This is a genomic window from Rhodococcus sp. USK10, assembly GCF_019378875.1.
GTDB classification, from domain to species: domain Bacteria; phylum Actinomycetota; class Actinomycetes; order Mycobacteriales; family Mycobacteriaceae; genus Rhodococcus_F; species Rhodococcus_F pseudokoreensis.
Window position 1 is genome coordinate 4634590 of sequence record NZ_CP076048.1, and the last position, 13147, is coordinate 4647736.

Here is a 13147-nt window from a genome sequence, read left to right on the forward strand (position 1 = left end):
TCCACGGTTGTATCTGTGCGCTGGTCGTGCCGTCGGAACCAGCGCGCGGCGGCACGAGCCGACGGGGTGAGTGGTCCGTCCGATGGGTGAAGGTGATCCGCTCGACACGCAGCGGTACGTCGTCCCCGTGGTGGCGTCGGAGCTGAGTACGGCCGGTTTCGACGACGCCGAGGAGATCGGGCGCGGCGGCTTCGGGGTGGTCTACCGCTGCACCGAGGCGGACCTGGAGCGGACGGTGGCGGTGAAGGTGCTCACCGTCGATCTCGACGAGGAGAACCGGGCCCGGTTCTTCCGGGAGCAGCGAGCGATGGGCCGGCTGACCGGTCACCCGAACATCGTCGGCGTCCTGCAGGTCGGGGCCACCGACAGCGGAGTTCCGTACATCGTGATGCCGTACCACCCGCACGGGTCGCTGGAGGCCCGGGTCCGCAAGGACGGTCCCCTCGAACTGGACGAGGTGCTGCGGCTGGGGGTGAAGGTCGCCGGCGCGGTGGAGACGGCGCATCGGCTCGGGATCCTGCACCGGGATATCAAACCCGCGAACATCCTGCTCACCGATTACGGCGAACCGGAGTTGACCGATTTCGGCATCGCCCACATCAGCGGCGGTTTCGAGACCGCGACCGGCACAGTCACCGGGTCGCCGGCCTATACGGCGCCGGAGGTCCTCCAGGGTGACCCGCCGAGCCCGGCCGCGGACGTCTACGGTCTCGGGGCCACGCTGTTCAGTGCCCTGACCGGTCATGCCGCGTTCGAACGCCGCAGCGGGGAGCAGGTGGTCGCGCAGTTCCTGCGGATCACTACCCAGCCGGTGCCGGATCTGCGGGAGCACGGGATCCCCGGCGACGTGGCCGACGTGATCGCCCGGGCGATGTCCCGTACTCCCGGTGAACGTCCGGCGACGGCCGCCGACTTCGGGGAGGAACTGCGGCAGATCCAACTCGATCGCGGTCTTTCCGTCGACGATATGGCCCTCCGCACGGAACCCGACGCCCAGGTTCACGACCGAGGGCACGGACCGCGCGGCACCGCACCAGCGAGCGGTGTGGCGGGACACCTCCCGTTGGAGCTGACGAGTTTCGTCGGCCGCCGGCACGAGCTCACCGAGGCGAGGAACCTGCTCGCCGGGTCGCGGCTGGTGACGCTGACCGGAATCGGCGGAGTCGGCAAGACCCGGCTGGCGATGCGCGTCGCCGCGGCGGTGCAACGCGACTACGACGACGGTGCGCGGCTGGTCGAGTTGGGTGAACTACGCGACGGGTCTTCGCTGGTGGACGCGGTGGCCGCGGCAGTGGGGGTGCGGGACCATTCGGCGCGGCCGCTGCGCGAGGTGCTGATCGAGTTCCTCGCCTCCAGGGAACTGCTGCTGGTCCTCGACAATTGCGAGCACCTGGTGGGCGCGGTGGCGGAGCTGACCGAGACGCTGTTGCGGGTGTGCCCGGCGCTGCGGATTCTGGCGACCAGCCGCGAATCCCTCGGCATCGGCGGGGAAGCGGTGCTGCAGGTGCCGCCGCTGGCCGTGCCGGATCCCGATCGCAGGCCGTCGTTGCGGGGATTACCGAAATACGATGCGGTGCACCTGTTCGCCGAACGCGCCGCCGCCGCGGTTCCCGGTTTCGCGCTCACCGAGGACAACGCGGCGGCGGTGGCGGGGATCTGCCACCGCCTCGACGGATTGCCGTTGCCGATCGAACTGGCCGCCGCCCGATTGCGGGCGATGTCGCCCGAGCAGATCCTGGGGCGTCTGACCGACCGCTACACCCTGCTGACCCGCGGCAGCCGCGGTGCGCCGACGCGGCAGCAGACCCTGCGGTTGTCCATCGACTGGAGTTTCGAACTGTGCACCGCCGGTGAGCAACTGATGTGGGGACGGTTGGCGGTCTTCGCCGGCAGCGTCGAACTCGATGCCGCCGAGCAGGTCTGCGGCGACGGACTGGGCCCGGACGAATTGCTCGACACACTGACCTCCCTGGTGGAGAAGTCGATCCTGATCCGGGAGGGGCGCGGGTCGGTGGTGCGGTTCCGGATGCTCGAGACCCTCCGCGCGTACGGCTACGAGAAACTCGAGCAGACCGGCGAGACCGTGACTTTGCGTCGCCGGCACCGGGATTGGTACGAGGCGCTGGCACTCACCGCGGAGGCCGAGTGGATCAGCGCACGGCAACTGGACTGGATCGCCCGCCTCAAGCGGGAGCAACCGAACCTCCGTGAGGCACTGGAGTTCTGCGTCGACGACGATCCCACCGCCGGCCTGCGCACCGCCGCCGCACTCCGCTGGTTCTGGACCTCCCAGGGGCTGTACAGCGAGGGGCGGCGCTGGTTCTCCGACCTGCTGGCCCGCTACCCCGGAGAACCGACGGTCGACCGGATCAGGGCGCTCTACTGCGCCAGCGTGATGGCCAACGTGCAGAGCGATCTCGAGGCGGGGGCCGGACTCGTGGCGGAGGCGCGGAACCTCACCGGGCACACGAGCGATCCCATGATGCGCGCGTTCGTCTCCTTCGCCGACGGAACGCTGGCCCTCTACAGCGGGGACCTTTCAGATGCATGCACGCACCTCGAAACTGCACTCGCGGAGTTCAGCACGCGCGGGGATCGCACACTCGAGACGAACGTGCTCTATCTTCTCGGGTTGGCCTACGGACTGTCCGGCCAGACCGAGCGAGCCGTCGAATATCACGAGCGGGTCCTCGCGATCACGGAAAAGTACGGCGAGAAGATGTACCGATCGCATTCGCTGTGGGCCTTGGGAATTGCGGTGTGGCGACAGGGCTCTGCCGATCGCGCAGTGCGATATCTGGAGGAATCGCTGGAGCTGTCGCGGCAGGTGCACAGCCCCCGCTTCGCCGCCGCGGCCGTCGAAGCGCTGGCCTGGATCGCGTGCGAGAGACGAGACCCGACTCGGGGCGCAGTGCTGATGGGAGCCGCGCAATGGCTGGCGAGGTCGGTGGGCAGTGCCGCGGTCATCCATTCCAATCTGATCGTCTACCAGACGGAATTCGCCGCGAAGGCCCGGCAGGAACTCGGGGGCACAGCATTCGCGGCGGCCCAGCGCAAAGGTGAAGGGTTCGGCTTCGACGCGGCCATCGCCTACGCCCTCCACGAAGCGCAGCCCGGCACCTCCACACCGGCCACCGATGCACCGACGCGACTGACCAAGAGGGAACGCCAGGTCGCCGACCTCATCGCCGAAGGCCTGACCAATCAGGCCATCGCCGACCGCCTCGTGATCTCACCACGCACCGCCCAGGGCCACGTGGAGCACATCCTGGCCAAGCTGGGATTCACGTCCCGCACCCAGGTCGCGGCCTGGGTCGTGGAGCAGGCGCACGGCTAGGTCGGTGGCCGAGTTCGGTCTCTCGGACGCAGTGCGCCGATTGCCGCGGCGATCAGGCAGGCGACGGCCCCGAGAAGCAGTCCTGCGCGTCCGCCCCACTGCTCACACACCCATCCGGTGATGGGCCCGCCGACCGCGGTGGATCCGATGAATGCCATGCCGAACAGGGCCATGACCCGTCCGCGTTTGTCCGGTGCGGCGGCGAGTTGCAGTGTGCTGTTCGTCGTCGAGTTGAACGCGACACTGCATGCTCCGACGCAGACCATGACGACCAGCATGACCCACAGAGTGGGGGCGACGGCGGCGAGGAGGAGAACGGCTCCGAACGCCGTCGCGGTGATGACGAGCGGCCCGGTTCCGGTACGGCCCCAGGTTGCGACAGCGAGCCCGCTCACGACCGATCCCGCTCCCATCGCGGCGGTGAGGAGGCCGTAGGCGCCCGGCCCGGCGTCGAGGGTCTGGTCGGCGATCACCGGCAGGACGACGGGGAATTCGAGGGCGAAACAGCCGACCAGCGCCATCATGGTCAGCGGTACGGTCAGTTCCGAGGACTGCCGGACGTACGCAAGCCCTTCGCGGAGCTGACCGCGAGCCCGGACCGTCGGTGGTGACGGATTGAGCTGCGAGACATCGAGAGTGAGCAGGGAGATCACGACCGCGACGAAACTTGCGGCGTTGAGAAGGAAACACAGACCGACACCGCCGGCGGCGATGACGATCCCGGCGACGCCAGGGCCGACCATCCGGGCCGTGGAGGTGAGCACCGATTGCAGGCTGACGGCGTTGCGAAGTTGGTCGGCCCCGACCATCTCGAGGAGAAACGATTGGCGCGTCGGAGTTTCGAAGCACTGGTGCAGGCCGAGCGCGAGTGCGAGGACGTAGACGTGCCAGAGGTGGACTGTCCCGATGACGGTGAGTATTCCGAGGACCAGTGCCTGCACCCCCATCAGGGTTTGCAGGGCGATCATCAGGCGCCGCTTGTCGACCCGATCGGCAACGACCCCGCCATACGGGGCGACGAGGAGCATCGGCACGGTCTGCAACGCCATCACCGCACCGATTGCGGTGGCGGCGCCGGAAAGTTCGAGGACGAGCCATGATTGGGCGATGGTCTGCATCCACTTGCCGGCCTGCGAGATCGTCTGTCCGGTGATGTACCGGCGGAAGTTGTTGGTGCGCAGCGACGCGAAGGTCTGCCCGCGGAGGCCGGAGAGGACGGTCATCGGCGTCGTGTGCTCCCTTCCATTGGCGATCCTGAACAGGCCGGGTGTTCGGCTCGAAGGAACCGAACACCCGGCGAGACCCGCGGTTTCTCGCGAGTAGTACCTATCCGGCCAGGCCGGGGTACAGCCGTCGCGCCGTGCCCGCGAAGATCTCGCGGCGTTCGGGCTCGGGCACGTCGGCCAGCACCTCCTGCGCGAGGGCGACGAGTTCGGGCAGCGACTGTTCCGCGGCGGGAAGGTTGGAGCCCCACGCGATCCGGTTCGCTCCGAAGCTTTCGAGCACCGGATCCAGGAAACCTGCAGCCTTCGTGCCGGCGTCGTGCAGGCGTTCGAGGTTGCGGTGGGTCAGCTTGAAGTGCAGGGCGGGGTGAACAGCCAACTCCGCCACCGTCTCACCGGCATCGGTGGGTGAGGCGGCAATGTCGGGGTACCCCATGTGGTCGAGCAGCACGCGGACCTTCGGGAACCGGCGCAGCAGAAGATGCAGTTGTTCGGTTGCCGGTCCGAGCCGCATCTGCAGGCAGACGGTGACTCCGAGTTCGGTGGCCTTGTCCCAGAAGGGATACGTCTCCGGCGCGGCGAACCACTCGCCCTGGGTGGGTACCGTGCTGCCGCTGGTGAACAGCCGGACTCCGGCGAGGCCGGTTTCGCCGACCGCCGCCTCCAGGTTGTCGGCGGCGTCCGGCCGCAATGGATCCACGGTGCCGACCACGATGAACCGGTCCGGCCGCTGCGCGCGGCTGTCGAGGACGTAGGAGTTGTCGTAGCCGTAGGCGGTTGTCGCCTGTACCAGTACGGCCTGCCCGATCCCGGCCTCGTCCATGCGCTCGACCATGTCGTCGGCGGTGACGGGGCGGGTGGTCGCCCAACCGGACTGGGTTCCGCCGATCGGGGCCCGGGGGTAGCGGGTCACGTCGTCGGAGATGATGTGGCAGTGGGTGTCGACGATGTCCAAGGTCTACACCTTTCTCGTTCGGTGGGCTGGCTCAGGCGTCCGGGTACTCGCCCTTGGCGAACACCTGGTGGGGATCGGTGGAGAAGTCCGGGTCGAGGAGACCCTGGTCCCGGGAGTACTTCACGAGCGCGCGCACACTCGCGTCGTTGGCGTCGAGACCGTAGGGGATCGGATCGCCCTGGATCTGCTTGGCCTGCTTGCCCAGTCGCGGCAGCGCCGACCACTGCGGATCAGCCTCGATCTGACGGCGCTTGCTCTCGGCGAATGCGGCATACAGGGCGGTGGGCAACGCCGGGTCGCGGTCGACGAGTTCGCTGCGGATCGCGATCACCGAGTGCAGCGGATAGATCCCGGTGCGCAGGTACCAGTCGGTGGCGAGCACCTCGTGGTCGGGGAACAGCGGGTACGGCCCGTCCTCGACCGCGGGTTGCTCGGCCGCCGCCGACCACCCGGCCCGCGGTGCCCCCGCACGTCCGGTGCCGGCGTTGCCGCTGAATGCGGCGTCGATCTCGCCGGCCCGCAGCAACTCGCCGAGCGAGCGGCCGTCGGTGACGCGCTCGACGTTCGAGGGAGCACGGCCTTCGATGTGGTCGTCGTCGTCCACGACCCACTTCACGGTGTCGATGTCGAGGCCGTACTCGTCGCGCAGGATGCCGCGCATCCACACCCCGGTGGTCACCGTGTACGCGCGGACACCGATCCGCTTGCCTTGGAGGTCGGCGGGGAAGCGGATTCCCGACGCCGAACCGCACTGCACGTCGGCGTGGTGGAAGCGGCGGTTGAGGAAGACCGGGATACCGGTGAGCGGAACGCCGGCCTGCAATGCCATCAGGTAGGAGGTCGGCGCGAGTTCGCACACGTCGAACTCGAGATCGCGGATCATCCGGCGGTATGCGCCGATGATCGGGCTGACCTCGACCGGTTTCACGTCGTAGCCGTTCACCGTGACGTCGCCGCCCAGCAGGGCCTGCACGTGCTGGTAGTCGCCGAGTGCGACCGAGAGCGTGTTCATGTTCAGCCTTTCGTATTCCAGAAGGAGCGAGTGGTTCAGCCGCCGAGCCGGGACGCGGTCACCCCGAGCGCGGCGCAGGTGCGATCGACCAGTTCGTCGAATTCGACGCGGCGCGGCAGCACCCCCTGCTCGTAGGCGTAGCGGGCCGCGTCGGTGACAGGCCCGCGCAGACCGTCGAACCCGACGGGGCTCAGGTTCACCGGACCCGCCGCGGGAGCGGTAGTCGCGGCGGCCTCGGCCGGCGCGTCGTACACCGCGAGTACGGCCTTCGGGTCCTCGTCGGCGGCCGCCGCGCTGAACCCCACCACGTGGTTGATCGGAGCGAAACCCTTGCGTGCAGCCCATTCGGCGGCGACCGCGAGCGCGTGGGGAATGGCGGTGCGGATCCGGTCGTCGGAGGGCAGTTCGTTGCCCATGATCCCGTAGTCGAGCCGGCCTTCGAGGAAGTCGGCCTGCAGTCTGGCGCCCTCGGGGGCGCGCGTGACCCACGCCGGGTCGGTGGCCCCGTCGACGTGCCCGCCCTCGTACGTGTGCCAGTCCACTTCGGACAGATCGAGGCCGTACTGCTCGCTGAGGAACCCGCGCAGCCACACCCCGGTGGTCTGGCTCCACGAGCGCACGCCGACGCTCCGGCCCCGCACACCGTCGACGCCCATTTCGCCCAGAGTCACCAGGGTCTGATGCTGGTACCGGCCGAGCATGGTGATCGGCAGCAGCGCCACCGGCTTGTCGTACGCGGCCGCCTGCAGCAGCGTCACCACGGCCAGCTCACACACGTCCGCCGACGCATCGTTCACGAAACCGCGCGATGCCTTGTGCACGGGCCGGATGTCGAGACGCTCGGGCGTGGCACCGGCGGCCGCGGCCCCCTCGACGGCCACGGCAGCGAGATCGTCTCTGCCCAATACGATTTTCATTGACGAGTCCTCGTTTCGTTGGTCGTGAACAGTCCCCGCGCGGTCATACGTCCTCGCCGTACTGCATGCGCCGGTAGGGCACGCTGAGCACGTCGCGGGTGATGCGCACGTCGATCACGGTGGGCCGGGGGTTCCGGACGTACTCGGCCAGCGCGGCGCGCAGTTCGTCGGTCGTGCGGACGGTGGCGCCGCCGCCGCCGAGTGCCTTCCCGACCGTGCCCAGTTCTGGGGTGGGGATGACGGCGAGCTCGGGGTCGAGACCCTTCGCCTTCGCCTTGTGGTACTCCGCGCCGAGGCCTTCGTCGTTCATGACGACCACGAGCACCGGAAGCCCGTAGCGGCACGCGGTCTCGAACTCCGACAGGTGCATCAGGAAGCTCGCGTCGCCTTCGACCACGAACGTCGGCTTGCCGCCGTTCGCGACGACGGTGCCGATGGTCAACAGCGGGGCCTGGCCGATGGCGCCGAACATGCCGTAGTTCGAGGTGATCTCGCGGGACCGCTGGAAGAGCATGGTGCCGAAATCAGTCTGGTGTCCGCTGCCGAGCACCAGCCCGATCTCGCCGGGAAGTTCGGCGTCGAGCACCGAGATCGCCTCGCGCGGGTCGAGCAGGCCCGGCTGACTGCGGAACTCGGCGGGGTCGATCAGCGGGGCCGTGAGCCGGCCGTGCACCTCGGGGGTGTGGAAGCCCTCCATCTCGATACCGCGAACACCCAGCGCGCCCGACAGAGCATCGAGGGCGGTGACCGCGTCGGCCTGCATGTAGCAGTCGGCGACCTGACCGTTTCCCATCACCAGGTGCGGCGCCGTGTCGATCTGGATGAACCGGGCTTCGGGGAAAAGGTATCCGCTCTCGATGGTGTAGTGGTTGAGGCTCGCGCCCACCGACACCACGCAGTCGGCCTCCTGCAGCAGCTCCATCGCGAGCCTGCTCCCGAACAGTCCCGCGATCCCCACGTGATACTCGGTATCGCCGCTGAGCCAGTTCTTGGCCTGCAGCGTGGTGGCGAGCAGGGCGCCGGTTCGACGCTGAAGCGCGAGGATCTGCTCGCCTGCGTCCGCGTTGCGGGCGCCCCGGCCGGCGACGATCACCACTCGTTTGCTCGCCCCGATGATTTCGCACGCCTGCTGGATCCGGTCCGGGTGTGGGAGCAGCTTCGGGGCCCGGAGCAACTCGGTGGACGGGACGTACGGCATGTCGTCCTCGAACTCCTGCAGCTGCACGTCGAACGGGGCGCTGATCATCACCGGACGGGACTGGGTGCGGGCCAGGTAGAAGGCTCGCTGCACCACTTCTGCGGCCGACTCGGCCTTGGTCACCTGAAGGAACTCGCACTCGATCGCGGCGGCGAACCGGCGCTGGTCGAGGTACTGCACGGCGCCCTCGTCACCCAGCGGCGTCTCCCCGCAGAACGCGACCAGTGGGATGCGCGCACGGCTCGCCACGATCATCGACGTGGCCAGCTGCGCGGTACCGGGCCCGCTCGTCGTCGTCACGACACCGGGCCGGCCGGATGCGCGGGCGTACCCGTGCGCCATGCTCAGACCCGCACCCTCGTGACGCACCTCGTACAGGCGCGTCCCGCGGGTGGCCAGGGCATTCATCCAGTGCATGTTGGCGTCGCCCATCATCCCGAACACATCCGTGGTGCCCTCGGCGGCGAACGCTGCTGCGAGCGCTTCGTAGACCTTCACTGCGCAACCTCTTCTTGCTTGTGGTGGTTCCGGACGTGACTCGCGAGGCGCGGGAACACCTTCAGCGCGTTGCCGCCGTAGATCGCGTGCCGGTCGGCGTCGCTGATGGAGTCGATGGAGTCCAGCAGCGCCTTGGTGTCGTCGAAGCGGCGCCCGGTCTCCGGGTCGACGCTGCGAACGGCGCCGATCATCTCGGAGGCGAAGAGCACGTTCTCGGCGGGGATGATGTCCGTGAGCAGTTCGAGGCCCCGCTTGTGGTAGACGCAGGTGTCGAAGAAGACGTTGCGCAGCAACGATTCCTCCAGAGGGGGCCTGCCCTGGTCCTGCATCATCCCGCGGTAGCGGCCCCAGTGGTAGGGCACCGCGCCGCCGCCGTGCGGCAGGATCAGCCGCAGCGTCGGGAAGTCGGTGAACAGGTCCGACTGGCACAGCTGCATGAAGGCGGCGGTGTCGCCGTTGAGGTAGTGCGCGCAGGTGCCCTGGATCGCGGGGTTACGCGACATCGCGACGTGAATCATCGCGGGCACGTCCAGTTCCACCATCTTCTCGTAGAGCGGGTAGTAGATCCGGTCGGTCAGCGGCGGCGCCTGCCAGTACCCGTCGGAGGGGTCCGGGTTGAGGAGGCAGCCGACGAATCCGAGTTCTTCGACGCAGCGCTCGAGTTCCGCGGCAGAGTTCCGGATGGACGAGGCCAGCGCGTCGCCGGGCGACTGCGGGAGCTGGCACACCGCGGCGAAACGATCGGGGAACAGGCCGCACACCCGGGCGATGAGGTCGTTGCTGACCTGCGACCAGACCAGGCTGGTCTGCTCGTCGCCGTAGTGGTGGGCCATCTTTCCCGCGCCGGGGGAGAAGACCGTGAGGTCGGTGCCGCGTTCGATCTGGAGCTTCAGCTGCCCCTGTTCGATTGCGGTCTTGATCTCGTCGTCGCTGATGTGCAGCGTCTCGGGTGAGACGCGCGCGCCCGAATCCTCGAACGCCTTGATCTGGCGCTCGCGCCACTGTCCGAGCGCCGGTGGCGCGGTGGTGAAGTGGCCGTGACAGTCGATGATCATGAAGGTTTTTCTCCAGGTGAGTGTTCGGGGTCAGGAGCGACCGGTGAGTTTGCGGCCCAGTTCCAGGCCGGGATAGCTGCGCACCGGCGCGGACATGAGGAAGCGGTAGCCCTCGTCGAGCACCTGCTCGACGTTGCTCGTCGTCACGTGCGGGTGGCCGACCACGACTTCGTGTTCGTGACAGATCTTCACGATCCGGCTCCTGGCCTCGACCATCAGCGGGTGGTCGAGTTGACGGGGCACGCCCAGTTCCTGGCTGAGATCGCCTTCACCGATGAGGATGAGACCGATTCCGGGCACCTGTTCGAGAATGGCCGGGAGGTTCTCGATGCCGAGTTGGTCCTCGATCTGGATCACGACGAGGATCTCGCCTTCCGGGGCGAGCGGCCACACGTCGGCCTTCGCGTAGTACTCGTCGTTCGACAGGCCCCAGTACCGTGCGGCGGCCGCAGGCGCGTCGCCGCGCAGGCCCGGCGGGTCGTACCGCCCCTCGCCCGGCAGACGGGGGTACCGGCACGCCGCGACCGCATTGCGCGCTTCCTCGACCCGGCTGATGTGCGGCCACACGATTCCGTACGCCCCGAGGTCCAGAGCCTGCTTCGCGTGCCACTGGCCCTGTTCGGCACCGTTGACGGGAACCCGGATCAGCGGAGTGGGCGACGGGGCGAGCGTGCCCGATTCGAATATCCGTCGCCGGTTGAGCAGATACTGCAGGCTGTCCCGCAACGTCGTTGCGTCCCAAGGTTTGTGCTCGGCCTCGAACACCAGACCGTCGTAGTCGCTGGTCGCGAAGTCGAGCGCTGCCGCCGGCTCGGGAGCAGCGAACGCCGCGAAGGCGTGCTGCCCCGATTCCAGCGCACCGATCACACTATTGAGTCTTGCCACTTGCCACTCCGCTCTGCTCGCTCTGTCGCTTGTGAATGGTCCTGAGCCACCAGGCGCGCACGCGGGCCCACACGGTCGGCCGGCTCGGCGCCGGCACGACCGCGGTGTCCCCGGCGCACCGGCGCACCAGTTCGTCCGTGAAGTCGTTGGTCATCCGGGACACCACGGCGCCGGCGCCAGCTTCGATCACCGACGCGAGCTTGCCCGCGAGGGCCACCTCGCCGGTCACCTGCACCCGTGCGCCGCCCGCGTGGTCCTCGGTGATCCGGAAGTTCGCGTGCGCGGTGAACCGCGTCGCGCCCTGCCCGTCCCGTCCACGCGCCGAAAGTCTTCCCTCCCAGGCGGGCTCGTCCAGCTCCAGCGACATCCGGGCGCCGAATCGCACCCGTATCGCGCTGAATTTCACGACCAGCGTGCCGTCGAACGAGCCGTCGTCGTGGAATTGTCCGAGTTCGGCACCGTTGATGCACGACACCACCTCGGTGGGGTCGGAAATGACTTCCCACACCCGCCCCGGTGGTGCGGGTACGGCGATTGCTTCGTCGATCTTTATCACAACTGTGTCCTCGCTTGGCGATCGTGAACAGCCACCACAGACCACTGTGGCGCTTCGGGGAAACTCGCGAGACTCGATCAGCGAGCTGGTGTCGGAGGGCGTGCCCTCGCCGGCAGCGAGCAGGCCGGTCACCAGATGGCTCTGGCGGCATCCGAGTCTCCCCGGTCGGCTCTCAGATTGTTTAACAACTTTCTGTCGCCAGACTAGCAGCGGATCACAGCGAACAGCAAGAACTTGTTTTGCCGACACCGGATTGCCCATCAATCCCAGCTCGATCGGATTCATCTTGTAGAACAATCGTGAGCCGAGGGTGGATCTTCCCAGCGTGATCGCGCCGCCGGACGCGAACCCGGTGCCTTCGTCGCCCACTTCGACCCGGCTTCCGCAAAATTGTTAGACGATCTGAGCCTCAAAGGCTTGTAATGGGCGTCACTCCCGCGTAAATTGAGCGAAACCGTAAGACAAAACCGATGATCACCCATCGGTCGAATGACGGCATCGGCGCACTGTCACCAGTGCACTCCCCGGGTTCGGAGGCACACCACATGCACTCCCCGGGTTCGGACGCAACAGAGGAGTTGTATTCATGTCCACAACCTTGTCCATCGCGGCGAAGTCCTACCCGCACACGGCGTTCCTCGCGGAACCCGGCTTCAGCGTCGAGGGGCATCCCGTCGAGCTCGCGGCAGCGGATCCGATCTACAAGGCGTTCGCTCCCATGGTGCGTGAGCTCCGGTACGACTTCAGCGAATTGGCCATCGCCACCTATCTGCAGGCCCGCGAGGCCGGCGCCCCGATCGCGCTTCTGCCGGTGGTACTCAGCGGCGACTTCCACCACCACTCCCTGACCCGCTGGCCCGGTTCGGCCGAGATCAGCCCGGCGGATCTGGCAGGCCGGCGGGTCGCGGTCCGGGCCTACAGCCAGACGACCGGCCTGTGGGTGCGCGGCATCCTGCACGAGGAGTTCGGCGTCGACGCCAAGGAGGTCACCTGGGTGACCACCGAGGAGCCGCACGTCGCCAGCTACGTCGAGCCGCCGAACGTCGAGCGCACGACGGGCAAGGTGCTCGACGTGCTGGGGCGCGGCGACGTCGTGGCCGCGGTCCTCGGTCCGCCGGCGCTCGACGGGGCGCAGGGGCCGCTGGTGCCGATCATCCCGAACTGGCGGGAGGCAGAGGAGGCATGGGGCGCCCGGCACAAGACGGTGCCGATCAACCACGTGCTCACCGTCCGGCGGGACCTCCTCGAGGCCGAACCTCGTACGGTAGCGGCGCTCTACCAGGCTTTCGGAGACCGGATCGAGGCGCGCAAGGCCGCCGAAACCGAGCCCGGTCCCCGCGTGCGCGCCCTCCGCTTCGGAGTGACCGACGAGCTCGTCGCAGGTCTGCAGATCGCGATCGACTACGCGTTGCAGCAGAACGTCATCCGCACACCCGTGACGGTGGCCGAACTCCTCGACGACTTCACCCGGCACCTCGGCGACCTCGTCTGAGCGCGCTCGCTCGCCACTT

Annotated in this window: 10 protein-coding genes; 2 read left to right on the forward strand and 8 right to left on the reverse strand. The window is 68.1% G+C overall.

From position 1 onward, the window contains the following. Positions 1-82: 82 nt before the first annotated feature. Entirely contained in the window at positions 83-3337 is a 3255-nt protein-coding gene (locus I1A62_RS28320; RefSeq protein WP_219455579.1) for a protein kinase, read from the forward strand. Here the strand turns inward: I1A62_RS28320 and I1A62_RS28325 are convergent. The 8 genes from I1A62_RS28325 to I1A62_RS46590 all read right to left on the reverse strand — a co-directional run bounded on the left by I1A62_RS28325 (position 3334) and on the right by I1A62_RS46590 (position 12005). Further along, positions 3334-4560, reverse strand: a complete 1227-nt coding sequence (locus I1A62_RS28325; RefSeq protein WP_219455581.1) for an MFS transporter — start codon at positions 4558-4560, stop codon at positions 3334-3336. The genes I1A62_RS28320 and I1A62_RS28325 overlap by 4 nt on opposite strands. Positions 4561-4663: 103 nt before the next feature. Then, positions 4664-5515, reverse strand: a complete 852-nt coding sequence (locus tag I1A62_RS28330; RefSeq protein ID WP_219455582.1) for an amidohydrolase — start codon at positions 5513-5515, stop codon at positions 4664-4666. A gap of 31 nt (positions 5516-5546) precedes the next feature. Continuing rightward, entirely contained in the window at positions 5547-6527 is a 981-nt protein-coding gene (locus tag I1A62_RS28335) for a 4,5-dihydroxyphthalate decarboxylase (protein WP_219455584.1), read from the reverse strand. Between the two features lie 35 nt (positions 6528-6562). Then, a complete protein-coding gene (locus tag I1A62_RS28340; RefSeq protein WP_219455586.1) occupies positions 6563-7444 on the reverse strand; it encodes a hypothetical protein in 882 nt (293 codons plus the stop codon). 43 nt (positions 7445-7487) lie between these two features. Continuing rightward, positions 7488-9140 (reverse strand): thiamine pyrophosphate-binding protein, encoded by a 1653-nt coding sequence (locus tag I1A62_RS28345; protein ID WP_219455588.1) that lies wholly within the window; start codon positions 9138-9140, stop codon positions 7488-7490. Beyond that, positions 9137-10195, reverse strand: a complete 1059-nt coding sequence (locus I1A62_RS28350) for an amidohydrolase family protein (RefSeq protein WP_124391918.1) — start codon at positions 10193-10195, stop codon at positions 9137-9139. Before I1A62_RS28350 ends, I1A62_RS28345 begins: the two co-directional genes overlap by 4 nt. A 30-nt stretch (positions 10196-10225) precedes the next feature. Then, entirely contained in the window at positions 10226-11080 is an 855-nt protein-coding gene (locus I1A62_RS28355) for an HpcH/HpaI aldolase/citrate lyase family protein (protein ID WP_219455590.1), read from the reverse strand. Then, a complete protein-coding gene (locus I1A62_RS46590) occupies positions 11064-12005 on the reverse strand; it encodes an SRPBCC family protein (RefSeq protein ID WP_257890566.1) in 942 nt (313 codons plus the stop codon). The genes I1A62_RS28355 and I1A62_RS46590 overlap by 17 nt, the downstream gene beginning before the upstream one ends. Before the next feature lie 217 nt (positions 12006-12222). Between I1A62_RS46590 and I1A62_RS28365 the strand changes: the two genes are divergently transcribed. After that, complete coding sequence (locus I1A62_RS28365) at positions 12223-13128, forward strand: hypothetical protein (RefSeq protein ID WP_124391921.1); 906 nt, start codon at positions 12223-12225, stop codon at positions 13126-13128. Positions 13129-13147: the final 19 nt, after the last annotated feature.

What these genes read in the sequence shown, in the direction of transcription:
- I1A62_RS28340 (WP_219455586.1), bottom strand. Translation starts at nt 7,444, where the DNA reads ATGAAAATCGTATTGGGCAGAGACGATCTCGCTGCCGTGGCCGTCGAG.
- I1A62_RS28365 (WP_124391921.1), top strand. Translation starts at nt 12,223, where the DNA reads ATGTCCACAACCTTGTCCATCGCGGCGAAGTCCTACCCGCACACGGCG.
- I1A62_RS28320 (WP_219455579.1), top strand. Translation starts at nt 83, where the DNA reads ATGGGTGAAGGTGATCCGCTCGACACGCAGCGGTACGTCGTCCCCGTG.
- I1A62_RS28325 (WP_219455581.1), bottom strand. Translation starts at nt 4,560, where the DNA reads ATGACCGTCCTCTCCGGCCTCCGCGGGCAGACCTTCGCGTCGCTGCGC.
- I1A62_RS28350 (WP_124391918.1), bottom strand. Translation starts at nt 10,195, where the DNA reads ATGATCATCGACTGTCACGGCCACTTCACCACCGCGCCACCGGCGCTC.
- I1A62_RS28335 (WP_219455584.1), bottom strand. Translation starts at nt 6,527, where the DNA reads ATGAACACGCTCTCGGTCGCACTCGGCGACTACCAGCACGTGCAGGCC.